General features: G+C 68.1%; 7 protein-coding genes and 1 pseudogene. 5 read left to right on the forward strand and 3 right to left on the reverse strand.

Features of this window, described 5'->3' with window-relative positions:
* Positions 1-183: 183 nt before the first annotated feature.
* Both MJ797_RS26320 and MJ797_RS26325 read right to left on the reverse strand, forming a co-directional pair.
* Positions 184-546: a DUF86 domain-containing protein gene (locus MJ797_RS26320; RefSeq protein WP_239342375.1), complete on the reverse strand. Its 363-nt coding sequence runs from the start codon at positions 544-546 to the stop codon at positions 184-186.
* Positions 546-1,088 (reverse strand): helix-turn-helix domain-containing protein, encoded by a 543-nt coding sequence (locus MJ797_RS26325; protein ID WP_255739539.1) that lies wholly within the window; start codon positions 1,086-1,088, stop codon positions 546-548. Before MJ797_RS26325 ends, MJ797_RS26320 begins: the two co-directional genes overlap by 1 nt.
* A gap of 183 nt (positions 1,089-1,271) precedes the next feature.
* On the opposite strand from MJ797_RS26325, the pseudogene MJ797_RS27240 reads away from it, so the two are divergent.
* Positions 1,272-1,837 (forward strand): annotated as a pseudogene (locus MJ797_RS27240) (recombinase family protein).
* Here MJ797_RS27240 and MJ797_RS27715 read toward each other — a convergent pair.
* On the reverse strand, positions 1,779-2,000 hold the full coding sequence (locus MJ797_RS27715; RefSeq protein ID WP_374583024.1) for a VOC family protein: 222 nt from the start codon (positions 1,998-2,000) through the stop codon (positions 1,779-1,781). The pseudogene MJ797_RS27240 and the gene MJ797_RS27715 overlap by 59 nt on opposite strands.
* Between MJ797_RS27715 and MJ797_RS26340 the strand changes: the two genes are divergently transcribed.
* The 4 genes from MJ797_RS26340 to MJ797_RS26355 all read left to right on the forward strand — a co-directional run bounded on the left by MJ797_RS26340 (position 1,906) and on the right by MJ797_RS26355 (position 3,231).
* Positions 1,906-2,109, forward strand: coding sequence for a hypothetical protein (locus tag MJ797_RS26340; RefSeq protein WP_239342379.1), 204 nt, complete (start codon positions 1,906-1,908; stop codon positions 2,107-2,109). The genes MJ797_RS27715 and MJ797_RS26340 overlap by 95 nt on opposite strands.
* Position 2,110: 1 nt before the next feature.
* Complete coding sequence (locus MJ797_RS26345; RefSeq protein WP_239342381.1) at positions 2,111-2,308, forward strand: hypothetical protein; 198 nt, start codon at positions 2,111-2,113, stop codon at positions 2,306-2,308.
* 72 nt (positions 2,309-2,380) lie between these two features.
* On the forward strand, positions 2,381-2,944 hold the full coding sequence (locus MJ797_RS26350) for a hypothetical protein (protein WP_239342383.1): 564 nt from the start codon (positions 2,381-2,383) through the stop codon (positions 2,942-2,944).
* Positions 2,944-3,231: a transcriptional regulator gene (locus tag MJ797_RS26355; RefSeq protein WP_239342385.1), complete on the forward strand. Its 288-nt coding sequence runs from the start codon at positions 2,944-2,946 to the stop codon at positions 3,229-3,231. Before MJ797_RS26350 ends, MJ797_RS26355 begins: the two co-directional genes overlap by 1 nt.
* Positions 3,232-3,569 lie beyond the last annotated feature (338 nt).

Below are 3,569 nucleotides of genomic sequence, written 5' to 3' on the forward strand. Positions count from 1 at the left end.
TACTCCTGCGTGTACTTCCGGAGTGTTGACCCCATGGCGCTCTTTCCTCTCGGACAGTGGACTTCAGGTCAGCTGTCCACGGCGACCCCGAGTACGCGCTCGCCCAGCCGGCCTGACCTATCGCTGGTAGCCGTCGTGTCCGGCCGGATGCGACGGCTACCAGCGTCCCTGTGATGCGGGGGATTATTTGCCGCCGATATCGAGCGATGAGCGGGCGGCGTCGATCTCGGCGGTGAGGACCTGGCGGAGTTCTGGTGCGTGTTGGGTGACGACGGCCCAGACGATGTCGTCGTTGACTGTCAGGTAATCGTGTGCGACGCGGTTGCGCATGCCTCTGATGACGCTCCACGGCACATCGGGGTGGGCCTGGAGCCAGGGTTCACCGAGACGCTCCAGATCGATTGTGAGGCGAATGATGCTGTATTGACAGGCTCGCGCGACCGCGATATCCGAGTCGTAGGCCGCGCGACCGCGTGCTGCCAGATGCGCTATCTCGGTCAGGGTGGCGTCGAGGTAGAGCAGGTATTCCGCGGTGCGTTCCCCCATCAGGCGGCGAAATCGAATGGGTGGCGGTGACGGTCGACACTTCGGCGAAACAGATCGTTGGACTCCATCTCCGTAGTGGTCACGATGTCGACCTTGCAGCTGAGGAGCGCTGAAAGATCCTCGATGAGGCTGAAAATATCCACCACCGAAGCGCCTGATGTGAGTTCGACCAGCAGGTCGAGGTCGGAGTCGGGCCGGTCGTCGCCGCGGGCGACGGAGCCGAAGACCCAGGCTCGGGTGATGGGGTAACGAGCGAAAGCTTCCGCGATGTCTGTGCGGTACCGCTCCAACAGCTGGGAGGGCCGAATCGTGTTGACCAGGCGTGTCTCGAGGTGGAAGCCTGCGGCGTCCAGGAGCCGTTCGAGCATCGCGACCGAAGGCTGCCGCCGACCGGACTCGATCATCCCCACGGTTGACTGCGGTACGTTGGCTGCACGCGCGAGCTCCCGCTGCGACATGCCTCGCCTGCCTCGCGCCGTGGACACCAGCTTCGCCGCCGTGGACTGCACGTCAGCGTCCGCACTACTGCGGGTCGATCCCATACCGTCAATGATAGCGAATCCGCTAGCGCCCCGCGGGGTAGTGGGTGCCGCTCGCTGCCCCGCGGCCGACCATGCCCGTCGGTACGGCGAGGGTACCGGGCCGACATACCTGCATGAGTGTGGCGTCAACCCGCGTGTTGCTGGACATCCTGACATTTCGGGTGGCGAGGGGGCTGGGAGCGGATGCGGGTCGGTTACGTCAGGGTGAGCTGCGCCGACCAGAACACCGTGCGTCAGCTCGACGGGGTCGAGGTCGAGCGGCTGTTCACGGACAAGGCGTCCGGGAAGGATGCCGATCGGCCGAAGCTCGACGAGATGCTCGCGTTCGTCCGCGAGGGCGACACCGTGCTCGTGCACTCGATGGACCGGCTCGCGCGTAATCTCGACGATCTGCGCCGCCTTGTGCGGACCCTCACGGCTAAGGGGTGCGGGTCGAGTTCGTCAAGGAGGGCCTGACCTTCACCGGCGAGGACTCGCCGATGGCGACCCTGCTGCTCTCCGTCATGGGCGCGTTCGCCGAGTTCGAGCGCGCCCTGATCCTCGAGCGCCAGCGCGAGGGCATCGCCGCTGCCAAGCAGCGCGGCGCCTACACCGGACGCAAACCCGCCCTGACCCCGGGCCAGGCCCGGGAGCTGGTCGCGCGTGCCGCCGCCGGCGAGCGGAAGTCCGACCTGGCTCGGGAGTTCGGCGTCAGCCGCGAGACGGTGTACAGCTACCTGCGCACCACCACCGCGGCTGCCACCAGCTGAGCCGACTCGGCGCGACTGGCCGGAGGCTCAGGGGCCTTCGATGCCGACGACCGTTTCCGAAGGGGTCGGTGACCTGGCAGATCCGCCGGCCCTCGGTCACCGTCAGCGGACCTCGGTGGTGGGTGCAGCCGGCGGCGAGCAGCCGGGCGTGGGCGGCGTCCAGGTTGGCGACGGCCCACTACACCCCGTTCTCCGCACATGCCGCATCGCTGCTGGTCAGGGCGTTGCAACGGTCGCCGCTCTCGGTGATCGCCGCAGGTCAGCGTGGGTGATGTGCGGAAGACAGGCTACACGACCGGGGATCCGGCCGCGCGGGTTGCGCTCGTCGTCGGCCTGGTGGAACCCGAACTCGACGCCCGCGACGGTCAGCCAGGCGTACGCCGATGTCCCGTCCACGTCGAGGTGGACCTCGCCGGTCACGGGATGGGCTCGGCGAGGAACGCGGCGATGGTGTCGAGGCCGGGGCGGTAGCCGGGGGCGCTGCGTCACTCGATCGCCGCGACGAACTTGCCATATTGGAAAGCGTGTCTCATACTTTCCAATATGGCAAGCTCAGAGCGCCCAATCGCCCCGTCCGAGGCCCAGGCCGCGATAGCGGATGCCGAGTCCGCCCGCACACGGCTGGCGAGCAGCCTGCGGCTGCCGTCCTACTTCTACAGTTCGATCGGTGCGGCCATCGCCGTCCAGATCGGCACCGGCGCAACAGGTGTCGCTGACCAGGAGACCGGGGGGATGCTGATGCTGGCCGGCGGCGCCCTGGTCTTCGTCCTGGTCGCGGCCGTCCAGTTGGCACGATTCCGCCGGATCAACGGCGCATGGCTTGGCGGCCTGGCCAGCCAGGTGCTCCTCGGGACGGCGGGTCTGGCATCCATCACGTATGTCGCGGCCTTCGCGCTGGCGACCTGGGCGGCCCTCGCGGGCGCAGGGTGGCTCACGCCGATCGCCGCGGTGGCCGGTGGTGCCGCCTACGCCTGGGCCGGGCGGCGTTGGTGGCACAGCTACCAGGGCGCGCCGGCCGAGCACAGCCGCGGTGAGCAGACCGTCGTCCTGGTCGCCGCGGCTGTGCTTGCTCTGGTGTTCCTGGCCGCTCTCGTGGCCCTGCGGTGATGGCAGAACTCGACCCGATTCTGCAGGCCCCAGTCCGGCTCAAACTGATGACAATGCTCACTGCCGTGTCCGAGGCCGAGTTCGCCAAGCTGCGCGAAAACCTCGCGGTGAGCGACTCGGTGCTATCCAAGCACGTGAGCGCGCTGGCGGCGGATGAGTATGTGCGCAGCCGAAAAGGCATGCACGCCGGGCGGCGAACCACCTGGATCTCACTGACCCCGGCGGGGCGCGCCGCCCTCAGGGCGCACGTGGCGGCCCTGCGCGAACTGATCGCCGGCGTGGAGTGAACAGGTCAGCCACGTCGAGGTAGCGAATCTCAGGCAGTGCCGAGGCTACTTCGTCACCGACGGCCAATCCAGGATCAGATCGTAGGACGGGATGGTGAGGACGTGGCGAAGTGCCGGCCAGGGCCACGGCGGCGCGCCGCAGATACCCTCGCCGCGGCGAACCCGCCGCTGGTGCGCGCCAGACCACCCCGGGCCTAGGGCTGGGGCGGTAGCCGGGGAGTAGCGGTGGAACGGTCAGTGGCGTAGCAGCCTGTGGATAGTCGGGCTGCCGCCACTGGCCGTTCGGATGCCATAACTAGTGCAGCGCCTCAGTAGTTCCTTGCCGGTTGGCGCCCGGG

The sequence above is a fragment of the Protofrankia sp. CiP3 genome, from assembly GCF_917627345.1.
Classification (GTDB): Bacteria; Actinomycetota; Actinomycetes; order Frankiales; family Frankiaceae; genus Protofrankia.

Excerpts from the sequence above, each read along its gene's own strand:
- MJ797_RS26320 (WP_239342375.1), bottom strand. The coding sequence starts at position 546 with ATGGGGGAACGCACCGCGGAATACCTGCTCTACCTCGACGCCACCCTG.
- MJ797_RS26325 (WP_255739539.1), bottom strand. The coding sequence starts at position 1,088 with ATGGGATCGACCCGCAGTAGTGCGGACGCTGACGTGCAGTCCACGGCG.
- MJ797_RS26350 (WP_239342383.1), top strand. The coding sequence starts at position 2,381 with ATGGCAAGCTCAGAGCGCCCAATCGCCCCGTCCGAGGCCCAGGCCGCG.
- MJ797_RS26355 (WP_239342385.1), top strand. The coding sequence starts at position 2,944 with ATGGCAGAACTCGACCCGATTCTGCAGGCCCCAGTCCGGCTCAAACTG.